This window comes from Streptomyces sp. NPDC018031 (assembly GCF_044327625.1).
Taxonomy (GTDB): domain Bacteria; phylum Actinomycetota; class Actinomycetes; order Streptomycetales; family Streptomycetaceae; genus Streptomyces.
In genome coordinates this window covers 148,056-163,450 of sequence record NZ_JBIRFT010000003.1, presented here as the reverse complement: position 1 = coordinate 163,450, position 15,395 = coordinate 148,056, and the positions used below count along the sequence as shown (strand labels likewise).

11 protein-coding genes and 1 pseudogene are annotated in these 15,395 nt (G+C 74.1%); 2 read left to right on the top strand and 10 right to left on the bottom strand.

All coding sequences use genetic code 11. The features are described from left to right. The first annotated feature begins 11 nt into the window (after positions 1-11). Positions 12-455, top strand: a complete 444-nt coding sequence (locus tag ACH4B3_RS10995; protein WP_398462482.1) for an SPW repeat protein — start codon at positions 12-14, stop codon at positions 453-455. A gap of 191 nt (positions 456-646) precedes the next feature. Here the strand turns inward: ACH4B3_RS10995 and ACH4B3_RS10990 are convergent, their stop codons facing one another. Continuing rightward, positions 647-1,015 carry an arsenate reductase family protein gene (locus ACH4B3_RS10990; protein ID WP_398462481.1) on the bottom strand — a complete coding sequence of 123 codons (369 nt, stop codon included), beginning with the start codon at positions 1,013-1,015 and terminating at the stop codon, positions 647-649. A 117-nt stretch (positions 1,016-1,132) separates the two neighbouring features. On the opposite strand from ACH4B3_RS10990, the gene ACH4B3_RS10985 reads away from it, so the two are divergent. Then, on the top strand, positions 1,133-1,411 hold the full coding sequence (locus ACH4B3_RS10985) for a hypothetical protein (RefSeq protein ID WP_398462480.1): 279 nt from the start codon (positions 1,133-1,135) through the stop codon (positions 1,409-1,411). 65 nt (positions 1,412-1,476) lie between these two features. On the opposite strand, the gene ACH4B3_RS10980 is transcribed toward ACH4B3_RS10985, so the two are convergent. The 9 genes and pseudogenes from ACH4B3_RS10980 to glnA all read right to left on the bottom strand — a co-directional run bounded on the left by ACH4B3_RS10980 (position 1,477) and on the right by glnA (position 15,233). Next, the gene (locus tag ACH4B3_RS10980; protein WP_398462479.1) at positions 1,477-2,622 is read right to left on the bottom strand and encodes an SAM-dependent methyltransferase; all 1,146 of its coding nucleotides are present in this window, start codon (positions 2,620-2,622) and stop codon (positions 1,477-1,479) included. A gap of 155 nt (positions 2,623-2,777) precedes the next feature. After that, positions 2,778-4,331 (bottom strand): long-chain-fatty-acid--CoA ligase, encoded by a 1,554-nt coding sequence (locus ACH4B3_RS10975; protein WP_398462478.1) that lies wholly within the window; start codon positions 4,329-4,331, stop codon positions 2,778-2,780. Beyond that, a complete protein-coding gene (locus tag ACH4B3_RS10970) occupies positions 4,328-10,126 on the bottom strand; it encodes a beta-ketoacyl synthase N-terminal-like domain-containing protein (protein WP_398462477.1) in 5,799 nt (1,932 codons plus the stop codon). Before ACH4B3_RS10970 ends, ACH4B3_RS10975 begins: the two co-directional genes overlap by 4 nt. 47 nt (positions 10,127-10,173) lie before the next feature. Then, positions 10,174-10,740: an FcoT family thioesterase gene (locus tag ACH4B3_RS10965; protein WP_398462476.1), complete on the bottom strand. Its 567-nt coding sequence runs from the start codon at positions 10,738-10,740 to the stop codon at positions 10,174-10,176. Between the two features lie 34 nt (positions 10,741-10,774). Continuing rightward, positions 10,775-11,629: pseudogene (locus tag ACH4B3_RS10960) on the bottom strand (TauD/TfdA dioxygenase family protein); the annotation flags it as partial. 99 nt (positions 11,630-11,728) lie between these two features. Continuing rightward, a complete protein-coding gene (locus ACH4B3_RS10955; RefSeq protein WP_398462475.1) occupies positions 11,729-11,998 on the bottom strand; it encodes a DUF5988 family protein in 270 nt (89 codons plus the stop codon). Further along, positions 11,998-12,831 carry a thioesterase II family protein gene (locus ACH4B3_RS10950; RefSeq protein ID WP_398462474.1) on the bottom strand — a complete coding sequence of 278 codons (834 nt, stop codon included), beginning with the start codon at positions 12,829-12,831 and terminating at the stop codon, positions 11,998-12,000. The genes ACH4B3_RS10955 and ACH4B3_RS10950 overlap by 1 nt, the downstream gene beginning before the upstream one ends. A 394-nt stretch (positions 12,832-13,225) precedes the next feature. Then, on the bottom strand, positions 13,226-13,627 hold the full coding sequence (locus ACH4B3_RS10945; protein WP_398462473.1) for a cytidine deaminase family protein: 402 nt from the start codon (positions 13,625-13,627) through the stop codon (positions 13,226-13,228). A gap of 196 nt (positions 13,628-13,823) precedes the next feature. Continuing rightward, entirely contained in the window at positions 13,824-15,233 is a 1,410-nt protein-coding gene (glnA, locus tag ACH4B3_RS10940; RefSeq protein ID WP_398462472.1) for a type I glutamate--ammonia ligase, read from the bottom strand. Between the last annotated feature and the right edge of the window lie 162 nt (positions 15,234-15,395).

Sequence of the window (15,395 nt, the reverse complement as noted above, 5' to 3'; positions counted from 1 at the left end):
AGGCGAGACGTATGGCCGACCTCTCGCGTCACACAAGTGATCTTAGGGGCCATCCCGACGCGTCCGAGATGCAGGAGCGCTACGCTCGTGTGCTCGGTGAGCGGGATGTCGTACTGGTCGACGGGCCCGTGTTGCTCGCCGGTCTCTACCTCGCGGTGTCCCCGTGGGTCGTCCACTTCTCCGGCAACGTCGACCTCACCACGCACAACCTGATCGTCGGCGTCTGCATCGCCCTGCTGGGCCTCGGGCTCACCCTGGCACCGGAGCGGATGTACGGCCTGAGCTGGGCCATGTGCGCGGTCGGAGCCTGGCTGATCGTGTCCCCCTGGGTGGTCACGAGGTTCCCGGACGCGGGCATGATCTGGAACAACGTCATTGTCGGAGCCGTCACCTGTCTGCTGGGCCTGGCCGCCGCAGGTGTGGTGATGCGGAACAGCCGGAGCCGGGCCACCTGACCGGTGGCCCGCACCGGAGGCCGTCGGCCGCACCCCGTCCGGGGCGCGGCCGGCGGGCTGTCCGGCGCGGCGCGCGAACCCCCCGCCCGGCGCGCCGTGGGCCCGGCCCGCGGCGGAGCGCCGCCCGGCGGCCCGGGGGCGCGCCTCCCGCACCCACCGCACGCGAGTCGCTCCGGCGCGTGACAGCCCGCTCACCCCCGCGACCGCGACACCGCTTCCCGCACCGCCTCGTCGGTGCGGGCCACCAGCGCCGACCCGTCGTCCGCGGTGATGATCGGCCGCTGGATCAGCTTCGGGTGCCCCGCGAGCGCCGTGATCCACCGGTCCCGGGACGCCTCCGTTCGCGGCCAGTCCTTCAATCCCAGCTCCTTGGCCGCCGTCTCCTGCGTCCGGGTGATGTCCCACGGCTCCAGGCCGAGCCGGTCGAGCACCGCCCGGATCTCCTCCTCGGAGGGGACGTCCTCAAGGTAGCGGCGAACGGTGTACTCGGCCCCCTCCGCGTCGAGCAGACCGATTGCGCCGCGGCACTTCGAACAGGCCGGATTGATCCAGATCTCCATGCCGGACACCGTATCGCGAGCGCCTTCAAACCCCCTCTGGCCTGGGGACTTTGTCAGTCCCCCGCAGTAAAATCAGGGGTGAGACAGAGGGTTTCCCACCGCCTCAGGAGGATGCCGATGGCCGTTGCCGCAACACCTCTTCCCGACCTGCCGAGCTTCCCGACGCTGCCGAAGAAGCGGATGCCCGCCGGGCAGCCCCGCGAGTGGTACGAGACCCACAACCGCCGGCTGAAGGCCATGCGCCTGGCCATCGCCCTGCTCAACTCCGGCGTCTACCGCGCCGAGAACGCCTCCGACACCCGGATACGCGCCACCGCCGCCCAGATCGGCGTGCACCCGCCCTCCGAGACCACCTGCCGGATGGTCCGCTCCTTCATCCGCTACGACAACCGGTGACCTGACGACCGGCCGCGTCGGATCCCGGCCCCGCCAGGCCGGGATCCGACGCACCACACGGCGGGCTAGCGCGTTCCCGCGCCACCCGCCGGGTCCTGCCCGCCGGACCGGCGGCGGGCCCGCGCACCGGCCCGCCCGCCCCAGCCTCCCCAGCCGCGCCGGGCGCCGGCGCCGTGCCGGGGGTGCGCGCCGTGCGGCGCGTTGGTGCCGACGAAGGCCCGGAAGGACCCGCCCGGAACGAGCGCGTGACTGCGCACCCCGGCGAGTCCCGCGCTCGCCAGCTGGCCGGCCAGCTCCGCCGCCCGCGGCAGCGGACCGCCGAAGTCCCCGTACTGGCACCACAGGTCGAGCACGTGCAGGGCGGCCGGCCCGCCCCGGCAGCCCGTGGTGAGCAGCAGCGTGCCGCCCGGAGCCAGGAACGAACGGGCCCGTGCCAGTACCGCGACCCGCTCCTCGGACGGGAAGTAGTAGATGGCGTTGTGCAGCGTGACGAGGTCGAACTCCGGCCCCGCGCGGAGCGTGCGGAGGTCGCCCACCCGGGTCTCCACCCGGTCCGCCAGCCCCCAGCCGGCCAGATTGGCCGCCGCCTGCTCCACCACGTCGCGCCGGAGATCGACCGCCACCGCGGTCAGCTCCGGGTTGAGCGACGCGGCGTACCGCACGTACGTGCCGCTGCCGCAGCCCAGCTCCAGCAGCCGCACCGGCCCCCGCCGCCGCACGACCCGCTCCACGGCCGACTCCACGGCCGGCTCCAGCACCCGGGACACCCGGGCGACCAGCGGACCGTCCTGGTCGGCGAGGGACAGCCGGCGCCCCTCGCGCAGCATGTCCGGAGCGTCGGCCAGCAGCGGTCCGTGGTGCCGCACCAACTGGTCGACCATCGCCGCGAAACAGTCGTTGTCCGGCCGCGCCAGTACCTTCGCGGCCCTGCTGCGCAGCCGGTAGTGGCCGTCCCGCACCCTCAGATCGCCGAGCCTGACGCCGACGTCCAGCCAGACCCGCAGCCGGTGCCGGTCGGTGCCGAGGTCGAGGGCGGCCATCAGCGCCGGCACGTCGCTGGGCCGGTCGGCGAGCCGCCGCAGCACCCCGCTGCTCGCCGCGGAGGCGAGGAAGCAGGCCCGGTACACCGGCTTGGACAACTGCCGGGCCAGCGTCAGCGACAGCGCCGGCCGGTCGCTGCCCGCGAGGTTCATGAGCGCCTTGAGCATCATGGGACTACCTCCGTGGTCGCGGAGGACGCCGCCTCCGGTCGGAACACCGCGCCGGCCGCCGCCGGCGCCCGCCACCGGGGTGTGCGGCACCTCCGGCGGCTGCCGGACGGCACGTCCGGCCCTCCGCCCCTCCCTCCCTCCCTCCCTCCCTCCCTCTAGGCGCGGTCGCGCAGCGCACGACGCATGATCTTCCCGCCGGCGTTGCGGGGCAGCTCGGCGACGAAGGTGTACGCCGAGGGCCGCTTGTAGTCCGCGAGCCGGTCCGCCAGGAACCCCCGCAGCTCGCGCGGCGTCGGCCGCTCACCGGGGCGCGGCACCACCCACGCGTGCACCTGCTCGCCCCGCACCTGGTGCGGCACGGCGGTCACCGCGGCGTCGGCCACCGCCGGATGCCTCCGCAGCGCGTTCTCCACCTCCGCCGGGTACACGTTCTCCCCGGCCACCAGGATCACGTCCTTGATGCGGTCCCGGATGTACACATAGCCGTCCTCGTCGACGTGGCCCGCGTCCCCGGTGTACAGCCAGCCGTCGATGAGGCAGCGCGCGGTCTCGGCGGGCTGCCGCCAGTACCCGTCCATCACGGCGGGCGTGGAGATGCGCAACTGGCCGACCCGGCCGTCCGGCACCGGCTCGCCCCGCTCGTCCACCGCCTGCACCGCCACCCCCGGGAACGGGCGGCCCGCGGCCCGCAGCCGGGGCCCGCCGGCCACATGGTCGGCCGGCGGCAGGCACACCGCCGGCGCGCACGTCTCGGTGAGGCCGTAGATCTGGGCGAACTCGCAGCCCATCACCTCCAGACACCGCCCCAGCAGCGGTGCGGGGATCGGTTCCCCGCCGTAGACCACCTTCCGCAGGCCGCGGAAGTCGGCCGGCCGCACCTCCGGTTCGTCCAGCAGGATCCGCAGCATCGACGGCACCAGCAGGGTGATGCTCACCGCACCGGTGCGGATCAGCTCCAGCACGCGCCGGGCGTCGAAGCCGCGCGCCAGCACCGTGGCCGCCCCGGCCCGGAAGCCCTGCAGGAACCACCACGGACCGCCCACGTGGTGGCCCGGCAGCACCCCCAGAGCACGGTCCCCCTCCCGCCAGTCGAGCCAGTCCAGCCCGTGCCGGGCCAGCAGGTCGCCGATCGCCCAGAAGCTGCCCTGACTGAGCACCACGCCCTTCGGGCGGCCCGTGGTGCCGCTGGTGTAGAGCTGGGCCAGCGGCTGCCCCGGCCCTCCGGCGGTGCCGGGACCGCAGTCCGGACTCCCCGCCTTCCAGCGCAGGAAGGCGCCGCCGCCCGGCGCCGCCGGATCCACCGTCACCACCGCCCGCAGCCGTTCCAGCGCGGGCAGCACCCCCTGCACCGCGGCCAGTTGCTCCGGCGCCGCGAACAGCAGCTCGCTGTCCGAGTCCCGCAGCACGTGCACCACCTCGCCGGGCGTCAGCCGGGGATCGGCGGGCACCAGCACCGCGCCGGTCTTGGCGCACGCCAGCAGCAGGTCGTAGAAGTGCTCCGAGTCCTGCCCCAGGTGCGCGACCCGGCTCCCCGGCGCCACCCCGGACGCCAGCAGCGCGTGCGCGGTGCGGTTGCTCCGCAGGTGCAGCTCGCGGAAGGAGACCGTACGGCCCTCGCACTCCACCGCCACCCGGTCCGGCCGGACCTCGGCGTGCCGGGCCGCCGCGGCGGCGACCGTGCCGGGCCGGGACGACGTCCCATCACTCATCGCGACTCCCCTTCCAGGACGGCGGCCAGCCGCCCGTCGATGTACTCCCCGAGCCGGCCGACCGACGGGTGGTCGAACACGCTGGAGGCGGAGAGCGGCAGCCGGAACCACAGCTCCAGCGCGTTCTTCAGCTCCACGGCCGCCAGCGAGTCCAGCCCCACCTCGAAGAACCGGGCGTCCGGCGGCACGTCCTCCGCGCCGTCGAAGTGCAGCAGTTCGGCGATCAAGCCGCGCACCACCAGGGAGACCGACTCCCGCCGGTCCGCCCGCGGCTGCCGCAGCAGCGCCGCCAGGTCCACCCCGGCGCCCGCCGGGCCGCGGCCGCGCGCGACCCGCTGGTACAGCGCGTCGGGCCGCGGCCGGGTGGCCGCGACCCGGTCCCAGTCCACCTCGGCGACACCGATCTGCGGCAGCGGCGCGGACAGCAGCCGGAACACGGCCCGCATGGCGGTGGCCGGCCGCAGGAACGCGAACCCCAGGCCGCCCGCACCGGCGGTGTCCCGCACCCCCGTGTCCGCCGGGTCGTCCCGGTCGCGTGTGTCGGTGTCCTCCGGGCCGGCCCGGTCCCGCGCCCCCGTGTCCGCCCGGCCGACCCGGTCCGGTGTGCCGGTGTCCGCCCGGCCGGCCCGGTCGCTTGTGTCGGTGTCCGCCCGGCCGGTCCTGTCCCATGTGTCCGTGTCCGCCCGGCCGGTCCGGTCCCACGCGCCCCAGTGGACGCTCATCCCCGGCAGCCCGGCCGCGTACCGCCCGCACAGCAGTGTGTCCAGGAACGCGTCGCCCGCCGCGCGGCCGGCCTCCCCGGACAGGCCGAGCAGCGCGGCCATCGACCCGTACCCGATGAAGAACTCCAGCTCGGGATGGGTCAGCGCGGCCCGGTGGAGCAGCCAGCTGCCGTACACCCCGGCACGGAACGCGGTGTCGAGGTCTTCCCAGGTCCGGGCGGTGGCCGCCACCCCGGCCGATACCCCGGCGGCGTGCACGATGCCGCCCAGCGGCCGCGGCCCGGCGCGCAGCGCGTCGCTGACCCGCCGGACGTCCCCGGCCCGGCCGAGGTCCGCCGCGTAGAGGAGGAGTTCGGTGTCCGGGCCCACCCGCTGCCGCAGCGCGGCGAGCGCCGCCGCGTCCGGCGTACGCCTGCCCAGCAGCGCGATGTGCCGGGCGCCGCGCGCGGCCAGGTGCTCGGCGGTCAGCATCCCCGGCGCACCGAACCCCCCGGTGATCAGATAGGTGCGGTCCGGCCGGACGGCGACCGGGGGCGCGTGCGGCGCCACCCCGTCGTCCGCCACCTCGCGGGCATCCGCCCCGGCCCCCGCCCCCGGCTCCGTACCGGCCCCGGGAGCCGCCGCGGACGGGCCGCCCGGCCCGGGTGCGCCGGACACCACCGCGGGGCCGGCGGCGGCCCGCCCCCCGGGCCGGTTCCCCCCGGGCGCCGGCTCCGCCCGCGGTGGCACCGGCCCGGCGCCGCCGCCCCGCCCGTGCTCCGCGACGGCCGGCGCATCGCCGGTCCCGTCCGGACCGCCCCGGCCCGGGAGCAACCGGCGCACGTGCCGCAGTCCCGACCGGTAGGCCACCCGGTGCTCGGCGGACGCCACCGCCGCCCATTCGTCGAGCAGCACCGGGTAGGCCCCGCCGGGGTCCTCGGCGGGCAGGTCGACCAGGGTGACCCGGTACCCGGGCGACTCCGCCGCCAGCGCGGGCCCGAAGCCCCACAGCGTCGCGGCGGCCGGTGGGCCCGCGCCGTCCGCCGCCCCGCCGGGCGCGCCGTGCGGCGGCCGGTCCCCGGGCACCCACTGCCCGCCCGCGGTGACCAGCCACAGCCGCTGGTCGCGGCCGAAGCCGGTGTCCCGCAGCACGTCCAGCAGCGCCAGCAGACTCCGGTAGTTGCGTTCGCACTCCGTCCGCAGCGTCTCCTCGGCCGACCGCCGCGGCCGCCAGAACCAGCACACCTCCGCGGGCCGCTCCCGCAGCGGAGCGGACGCCTCCGCCGGGGTCGCGACCGCCGACACCGCGACGTTCCGGGCGGTGGCCGCGGCGGCGAGCGCGGCCGCGCCCCGCTCGTCGGCGCCGACCAGCAGCGCCCGGCGCGGCCCCGCGGCCCCCGGGGCGTCCGGCGGCCGCCGCTCCCAGCGCAGCACCGAGTACAGCCGCTCGCGGTCCGGGGCGGGGTTCGTCACCCCGCGCAGCGTCAGCCCCTCCAGCACGAAGACCGCGCGGTCGCCGTCGAGCACCAGCAGATCGGCGCCGGCCGGCACCGCCGCGCCGCCGGCCCCGGCGGGGGAGCCGACCGGGACGGCGCGCAGCACGCTCCGCAGCGTCCCGCCGCGCGGCTTGCGCAGCAGCCGGCAGCGCGCGATGCCGACCGGCACGGCCACCACGTCGTCCTCGCCGCGCAGCGCCGCGAGGCTCTGCAGGGCGGAGTCGAGGATGGCCGGCGGCAGGTGCCCGCCCATCGACGGGTCCCAGCCGCGCAGCTCGGCGACGACCACCGGTCCGTCGTGCGTCTCGGCCCGCAGCAGCCCCCGGAAGCGCGGCCCGTACTCCGCGCCCCGTTCCGCGAAGCCGGCGTAGAGGTCGTCGGCGGAGTGCCGGGCGAGCGGCTCGGCGGCACGGCCGGCCGACGCCCGCAGGGCCGCCTCCACCGCGGTCGGCCCGTCCGCGCCGGCCCCCAGGGCGGCGGTGGCATGACGCCGCTCCAGGGGCGGGCCGTCGCGCCCCTCGCCGCCCGGCAGGCTGACGACGGTGACCTCACCGGTCCCGTCCGGCCGCGTGCGCAGCCGGGTGCGCACCTCCACCGCGGTCCCCTCGGGCAGGAGCAGCGCCTCGTGCAGCCGGAGGTCCGCGACGGGCAGACCGGTCTCACCGTGCACCGCGTCCTGCACCGCCAGCACCATCTCGACGTAGCCGGCAGCGGGGAAGACGACCTTGCCCAGGAGCCGGTGGTCGGCCAGGTAGCCGGGCCGGTCGGCGGCGAGCCGGGCGGAGAACTCCCGGACGCCCGCGGCGAGCTGCTCCCCGGTGGAGACCTCCCGGCCGAGCAGCGGATGGGCGCCGGCGGTGCCGCTCGGGGCGGGCGCGGCCGCCGAGCCGGGCGGCAGCCAGTGGCGCCGGCGGTCGAAGGCGTACCCGGGCAGGGTGATGCGCCGGCGGTGGCGGCCGTGGTGGTGGGCGTGCCAGTCGACGGCCGCCCCGCCGGTGTAGAGCCGCGCGAGGGTCCGGCGCACGGTGGTGGCGTCGGTGTCCTCCTGGTGCAGGCTGTGCAGCCACCGGTGGGCGGACGCGTCGTCCACACACCGCTTGCCCAGGCCGGTCAGTTCGGTGGCCGGGCCCACTTCCAGGAAGGTGTGCCGGCCGCGGGCGGCGACGGCCCGCAGGCCGTCGGCGAACAGCACCGTCTCCCGCAGATGGCGGGCCCAGTAGTCGGGCGTGGCCGGTTCGGCGGGGTCCGCGACCCGGCCGGTCAGACCGGACACCAGGGTGAACTCCGGCTGGTGGAAGGTGAACGCGCCGGCCAGCCGCCGCAGCTCCTCGGCGGCCCCGGCCATCAGCGGCGAGTGGGAGGCGCAGGACACCGCCAGCCTGCGGTGCCTGATCCCCCGCCCGGTGAGTGCCCGCTCGACCTCGGCGAGGGACGCCGTGCCGCCGGAGAGCACCAGCTGCCGGGGGCCGTTGACCGCCGCCACCGACAGGTCCCGGTACCCCTCCAGCAGCGGGGCGGCCTCGCCGGCGGACGCCTCCACGGCCGTCATCGCACCGGGCGGCGCGGCCTCCATCAGCCGGGCGCGGGCGGCCGTCAGGGTGACCGCGTCCGGCAGGGTGAGCACCCCGGCCACGGTGGCCGCGACGATCTCACCGGCGCTGTGCCCGACCAGCACCGCGGGACGCACCCCCCACGCCAGCCACAGCCGGGCGACCGCGTACTCCAGCGCGAACAGCGCCGGCTGCATGTACCCGACCCGGTGGACGAGCGCGGCGTCCGCGGCGCGGCCGAGGAGCACGTCCCGGACCGAGCGGCCCAGCAGCGGGGCGAACAGCCGGTCGCAGGCGTCCAGTTCGGCCCGGAACACCGGGTACCGCTCGTACAGCGGGCGCCCCATCCCCACGTACTGGGTGCCGCCGCCGGGGAAGAGGAACGCCACCTTCGCCGCACCGGAGGGTTCCGGCCGCACGGCCCGGGACAGCCCGCGCTCCAGCAGCCGGTGGACGTCGTCGTGGTCGCGCACCACCCCGGCCAGCCGCAGTCCGAAGTGGGCGCGGCAGACGTTGGTCGAGTAGCACAGGTCGCCGAGGTCGGTCTCCGGATGGTCGCGCAGCATCCGCTGGTAGCGCTGGATCTGGCCCTGCAGGGCGGGCACGGTCTTCGCCGACAGGGTCAGCAGATGGCCGCCGTCGGCCGGCGCGCGCCCGGGGCCGGCCGACCGCTCGGGCGCCTGTTCCAGCACCACCGAGGCGATGCTGCCGGTCAGGCCGAAGGAGTTGACCATCGCCCGCCGGACGCCGGCGGTCCACGGACGCGCCTCGGTGGGGACGGTGACCGGCGCGGTCCGCCACGGGATGCGGCTGGAGGGCCGGGTGAAGTGCAGATGCGGGAAGTAGGTCGCCGTCCGCAGCTGGAGCACGGTCTTGACCACACCGGCGATGCCGGCCGCCGACTCCAGGTGCCCGATGTTGGTCTTCAGCGACCCGATGGCCACCGGGTTCCGCCGGGAGTGCGACGCGCCGAACACGGCGCTGATCGCCCCGACCTCGATGGGGTCGCCCAGCGGCGTCCCGGTGCCGTGCGCCTCGACGTACGACACGTCGTGCGGCCGCAGCCCGGCGGACGCCAGCGCGGTGCGCATCAGCTCCTCCTGGGCCGGGCCGCTGGGCACGGTGAGCGAGCCGCTCTCGCCGTCCGAGCCGACGGCCGAGCCGCGGACCACGGCGTGGATCCGGTCGCCGTCCCGCTCCGCGTCGGACAGCCTCTTCAGCACCAGGGCCGCGCCGCCCTCCGCGCGGCAGTAGCCGTCGGCCGCGTCGTCGAAGGTCTTGCACAGCCCGTCCGGGGCCAGCAGGTTCGCCCGGCGCGCCATGACGTACGGGCGCGAGCCCACCAGCGCGTTGACCCCGCCGGCCAGCGCGATGTCGGTCTCGCCGCAGCGCAGGGCCTGCGCGGCGAGGTGTACCGCCACCAGCGAGGCCGAGCACGCCGTGTCCACCGTGATGCACGGGCCGCGCCAGCCGAGGAAGTACGACACCCGGCCGGACACCGCGCTCGGCGTGGTGCCGGTGGCCATGTAGCCGTTGAGTTCCCGGTCGGTGTACCGGGCCAGCTCGTGCGCGTAGTCGCTGTTGCTGACCGCCAGGTAGACGCCGCCCCGGCCGTGCCGCAGGGGGCCGGGGTCGATCCCGGCGTCCTCCAGCGCCTCCCAGCTCACCTCCAGGGCGAGCCGCTGCTGCGGGTCCAGATGGTCGGCCTCCTTCGGCGAGATGTTGAAGAACCTGGCGTCGAACCGGTCGGGCCGGTCCAGGAAGCCGCCCCGGGCGCACCGGAGGTCTCCGCCGCCGTCCGGGTCTTCGGCGGCCGGACCCCGGGGGTCCCAGCGGCCGGCGGGCGGCGGACCGACCCCGGACCGTCCGGCGCGCAGGAACTCGGCGAATCCGTCCGGGGTGTCGTTGCCACCGGGCAGTCGCAGCCCGATACCGACGACGGCGACGGGTTCGGCACCCGGGGCGCGCGCCGTCCGCGGGGCGCCTTCCGCGGCACGGTCGTGCGGTCCGCCGGCACGGTCGTGCGGTCCGGGGTCGGTTCCAGGCATGGCTCCTGCTTGCGGGGTCGCGTAGGGGGTGGTCACACGGGCGGTCGTCAGAGCCGGTGTGCCGTCGGCGGGCTCTTCCGTACGGCTATCCGCACCTCCCCGTGGCAGGCGGGCACCTCCTCCTCGCCGAAGCGGCACACCGTTTTGACCAGGACCAGCGGACCGTTGCCGCCGTCGCGCTCCACGACGCCGGTCACATCGAGTTCCCCCCAGAACCGGCGGCCCCGCATATGGCGCCGGAAGCTGCTGCGGAAATCCACGATGAACATGTCCGGTAACTGCCGGGCCCAGAATTCGTCCATGGTCCAGTGGTCGAACGGCCACATGGCCCGCTCTTTCACCGATTTCGCCATCACAAAATAGATCATCTGGTTGTAACAGAGATTGAATTCCACCGAGTTGAAATGCCCGGTGTCGTCGATGTAGCACGACTCGGGTATGTGGAACTCACCGCGCAGGCTGACCTTCCCGCCGTCCCTCGGCTGTCCCGCGCACGTGACCGAGGCCGACCGCAGGTAGCGGCAGTGCGGCTTGTAGACCCGGAGCACCCGGGTCAGCAGATCCTGGTCGTCGCGGTGGCTGACGGACTCCGGCGGGGAGTCGTCGACGGTCATGCGCCCTCCTCAGCGCCCCGCCGACAGACGGTTGCCGGCCGATGCCGGGGTAGAACTCGTGTTCGTCGTGCACGGTCACCCGGAAGGAGACGGCCGGCTCGGGGGCGACCGTGTGCAGGGCGCGGTGCACCAGGCTGCGGTTGTCCCAGATCAGCAGGTCGCCCTTGTCGAAGGTCTGCAGATGGATGTTCTCGTGCGTGAAGGTGGTGTCCGATTGACCGCACGCGTCGAGCAGTTCTTCCAGCAGTCCGTCCCGCAGGGGGCGGCCGTCGGCGTCCTGCAGCGCGTAGGTGATGGCCTCGCTGATGTAGAGAACCGATTCCCCGGTGACCGGGTGGCTGAACACCGTGGGGTGCGCGCAGGCCGGGGTCACGTCCTCGATCTCCGCGAGGACCTCGGAGATCGGGCGGTAGACGTCGCTGGGCCGGATCTTGAAGTACCGGCGCACGCTGTTCAGGCCGTGGCTGCCCTGGATCTCCGCCTTCAGCCCGTCGGGCAGCTGCCGGTACGCCTTGCCCATGTCGATGAAGTAGGTGCCGCGGTTCTTCCCCGGGACCGACTGCGGATGGATGAGCGTCAGCCCGAAGGGCCGGGGCATGAACGCGTAGTCGTGGTGCCAGAACTGGCCCGTCCGGGGCACCCCCACCTGCTCGCCGTCGGCGGCCAGATGGGAGGAGACGAAGATCTCCTTGTGCTCGGGGTGGTGGTACATGGGCTGGTAGTACGTCTCCACCTCTCCCAGCCGCCTGCCGAAGGCGACGAACTCGGCGGGTGCGAGGTGCTGGTCGCGGAGGACCACGACCTTGTGCCGGTAGACCAGTGCCTTGAGCTCCTGGAGCCTCTCGGCCGGGTCGTTCAGGGCGTCGAACCCCTCGACGCTCAGACCCATCTCGGCATCGGTCCGCGGGATGGTGCTCATGTTGTCCCCATTTTTCGGTACAGGTGGTTCGGCGGTACTACGCGCCCGGCGGGCGGAGGGCGGGGCGGATCATTCGGCGACGCGGGTGCGGTGGCTCCAACGGAACACCCGGAGCCGGCGCCCGGACCGCACCTCCCAGTCGGCGGTCGGCAGGTAGTGGTCGTAGTGGCTGCCCTTGCACAGCTTCAGCACCTGCTCGATGTCCTGCACCGTCACGATGCGGTCCATGTCCGCCGGCGCGCCGAGCGGACTGCCGCGCAGCACGGCGTTCCCCTCGCACGGAGCCGCGGTCACCTCGCTGTCACGGGCCTTTCCCGGGTCGTCCTGGCAGGTCGCCATTATCGCCTCCCTTCCGTGGTCACCCGGTCGCCTCCACCTTCCGGGAGGGGCCGGTCCGTCCGATGTCCGGGTACTGCCGCCGCTGTCGCGAGCCGGGCCCTGATCCGGTCGATGATCCGGGCGGCGTGCGGCACCAGGTAGAAGTGGCCGCCGTCGAAGACCTCCAGGTCGAACGGGCCGGTGGTGTGCCGCCGCCAGGCCCGTGCCTCATCCGCGGTCACCCGCGGATCGCGGTCGCCGATCAGGGCCAGGACCGGGCAGTCCACCGTGACGTCCGGAGCGCAGGAGTAGGTCTCGATGGCCTCGTAGTCGCTGCGGAGGGCCGGCAGCACCATCCGGACGAGTTCCTCGTCCTGGAAGATCGCGGCGTCGGTGCCGTTGAGCAGCCGCAGCTCGCCGATGATGGCCTCGTCACCGTGCTGGTGCAGCCGCTCGTCCCGGACCGTCGAGGGGGCGCGCCTGCCGGAGGCGAAGAGCATCACCGGAGGCCGGCCGGTCAGCCGCCGGAGCTCCCGGGCGGTCTCGAAGGCCACGACGGCCCCCATGCTGTGCCCGAAGAACGCCAGCGGCCCGGCGGCGGACCAGGGCACCAGTTCCGGTGCGATCCGCCGGGCCAGCTCCCTGATGTCCCGCACCCCCGGCTCCGACCGGCGGTCCTGGCGCCCCGGGTACTGCACCGCGAGCACCCCGATGTGGGGGTGGAGCGAGCGCGCCATGGGGTGGAAGAAACTCGCCGATCCGCCCGCGTGCGGAAAGCACACGAGCCGTACCCCCGCCCGGTCAACCGGCTGGAAGCTGCGAACCCACAGTGCGCCGTCGACCTGCCCGGCCATTTCCGCCCCTGCCTTCCGTCGGAACCTCCCCACACCCGTCGGCATGGCTTTCGGGCAGCACGAATCCAGCCCCTGGTGTCGTCGCGATCATTGCGAACCCCCGTGGTCACATTGCTCACCCTGAGGTGGACGACGGAGGCCGGAATCGGCTGCCCGCGGCAGGTGCCCGCCGGAATCACCTCACTGGATGACTTCCCAGGTGTCCGGAAACATCTGCCGCCAGGCGTCAGAGTGCCCCACCGCATCGGGCTTCATGCGCCCCACCCACTATCGGATTAAGGGCATTTATTTACACTCCGAAGGCGGTGGAATGTGCCTTGAGGATGCATTGAGGAATCGGGGATTCCCGGCGGACGAACCGGTCCGCCCCGGGGCCGCCCGACCGCCGGGGGAGTCATTCGTCGAGCTGGTGGTCCGCCCAGACGTAACTCTCCGGCAGCAGTTCCCGGACGGGAACGGTCCGGAGGGTGTCGCCCGCGCCGACGATCACCCCGACGCCGGGGAAGTAGTCGAGCAGCACCTGGCGGCAGCGGCCGCACGGCGGCACCACCCCCCGGCCGCGGTCCCCCACCGCGACGATGGTCTCCAGCTCGTACACGCCCTGGGCGGCCGCGGTGCCGATGGCCACCAGCTCCGCGCACGGCCCGCCGGTGAAGTGGTAGACGTTCACCGCGGTGATGATCCGGCCGTCCGCGGCCCGGGCCGCGGACGCCATCGTGTGGTTGTCCCCCCGGCAGCGGGTGGCGGCGACCCGCGCCGCGGCCTCGATCAGCTGGTGGTCGACGGAAGCGCTCATGCGCCCCATCCTCCCCGCTCGGCCGGTCGGGGGCGCCCACCGGCGGTACCGGCGGATCCGGGGCCGGACGCCGGGCCCCGGGGCGGCCGGCCCGGAAAAACGGCCGTCGGCCGTGTCCTCCGGTGCGGGGAGGACACGGCCGACGGCCTGCGGACGGCCCGGGTGCGCGGAGATCCGCTGCGACCCGTGGCGGTCTTTAGAGGTCGAAGTACAGCTCGAACTCGTGCGGGTGCGGGCGCAGCTGGATCGGGGCGATCTCGTTGGTGCGCTTGTAGTCGATCCAGGTCTCGATCAGGTCCGCGGTGAACACCCCGCCGGCCTGCAGGTACTCGTTGTCCTGCTCCAGCGCGTCGAGGACGGAGGAGAGGTCGGTCGGGACCTGCGGGACGCCCGCGTGCTCCTCGGGGGCGAGCTCGTAGAGGTCCTTGTCGATCGGCTCGGCCGGCTCGATCTTGTTCTTGACGCCGTCCAGGCCCGCGAGGAGGAGGGCCGAGAAGGCCAGGTACGGGTTGGAGGACGGGTCCGGGGCGCGGAACTCGACGCGCTTGGCCTTCGGGTTGGAGCCCGTGATCGGGATACGCATCGCGGCCGAGCGGTTGCGCTGCGAGTACACCAGGTTGACCGGGGCCTCGAAGCCCGGGACCAGACGGTGGTAGGAGTTCACCGTCGGGTTGGTGAAGGCCAGCAGCGACGGGGCGTGCTTGAGGATGCCGCCGATGTAGTAGCGGGCGGTGTCCGACAGGCCCGCGTAGCCCTGCTCGTCGTAGAACAGCGGCTCGCCGCCGGACCACAGGGACTGGTGGACGTGCATGCCGGAGCCGTTGTCACCGAAGATCGGCTTCGGCATGAAGGTCGCGGTCTTGCCGTTGCGCCAGGCGACGTTCTTCACGATGTACTTGAAGAGCATCAGGTCGTCGGCCGCGGCGAGCAGCGTGTTGAACTTGTAGTTGATCTCCGCCTGGCCGGCGGTGCCGACCTCGTGGTGCTGGCGCTCGACCTTCAGGCCGGCCTTGTCCAGCTCGAGGGAGATCTCGGCGCGCAGGTCGGCGAAGTGGTCGACCGGCGGGGCCGGGAAGTAGCCGCCCTTGTAGCGGACCTTGTAGCCGCGGTTGTCCTCCAGCGCACCGGTGTTCCAGGCGCCCGCCTCGGAGTCGATGTGGTAGAAGGACTGGTTCGCGCTGGTCTCGAACCGTACGCTGTCGAAGACGTAGAACTCGGCCTCGGGACCGAAGTACGCGGTGTCCGCGATGCCGGTGGAGGCGAGGTAGGCCTCGGCCTTCTTGGCGATGTTCCGCGGGTCACGGCTGTACTGCTCGCCCGTGATCGGGTCGTGGATGAAGAAGTTGATGTTGAGGGTCTTGTCGCGGCGGAACGGGTCGACGCGCGCCGTCGACAGGTCCGCGCGGAGCGCCATGTCCGACTCGTGGATGGCCTGGAACCCGCGGATGGACGAGCCGTCGAACGCGAGCTCCTCGTTCGGGTCGAACGCCTCCGCCGGGACCGTGAAGTGCTGCATGACGCCGGGAAGGTCGCAGAACCGGACGTCGACAAACTTGACGTCCTCGTCCGAGATGAACTTCCGAGCGTCGTCGGCGTTCTGGAACATCCAACTCCTCCTAGCCCGGCCGCGGGGGGACGGGGGTTGCTTCGGTGGCGCAGTCCATGTGCGGTGGCGCGCTGGGCCCGACCTTAGGTAGTCGGGATTTCCCGAGCATGACCCATTTGTTTCACCCAGGTTAACCGGCCCGAGGGGGAGAAGAGCGGGTCC